The sequence below is a fragment of the Bradyrhizobium sp. CFUWI genome, from assembly GCF_056429085.1.
This window is the reverse complement of record NZ_JBWJZE010000299.1, coordinates 1-395: the sequence shown is the minus strand read 5'-3', so window position 1 is coordinate 395 and position 395 is coordinate 1. Positions and strand designations below refer to the sequence as shown.

Below are 395 nucleotides of genomic sequence, written 5' to 3'. Positions count from 1 at the left end.
ATGCCGCCTTTGCTACAAGCTCTGGCTCACCAAATACAGCTTTCCCTTGCAATATCTGATACGCCGATTCCCTGACTTGCTCCAAGCACTCCTCTCTACTTAATTCGGTGAAGCTTTCCGAATCAATAATTTCATTAACCTGCTCTTCAGAAAATCCCAGCGCTTTACCGCGCTCCTTCCAGATGCCTTCCAGCTCATACCGTGACATCTCTGTTTTTTCTTGCCGAGTCTCGATTGTCGCTTTCTGAAGCAGCCCTCGACTTGCTTGCGATGCATCTAGACCGCGGCTAGCCATTTCCGCCTCTACTGCCTTCAGGATTGCAACTCGGCGTTGCGAGAAATCCTTCATCACCTCATCAGGAACTCCATCTATTTCAAAGAGGTTTTTAACCTTC

1 protein-coding gene is annotated in these 395 nt (G+C 48.4%); it reads right to left on the bottom strand.

Translation table 11 applies throughout. The features are described 5' to 3' along the window. Positions 1-395 (bottom strand): relaxase domain-containing protein (locus AC066S_RS39900; protein WP_478272080.1); only part of this gene is annotated, 395 nt, incomplete at both ends.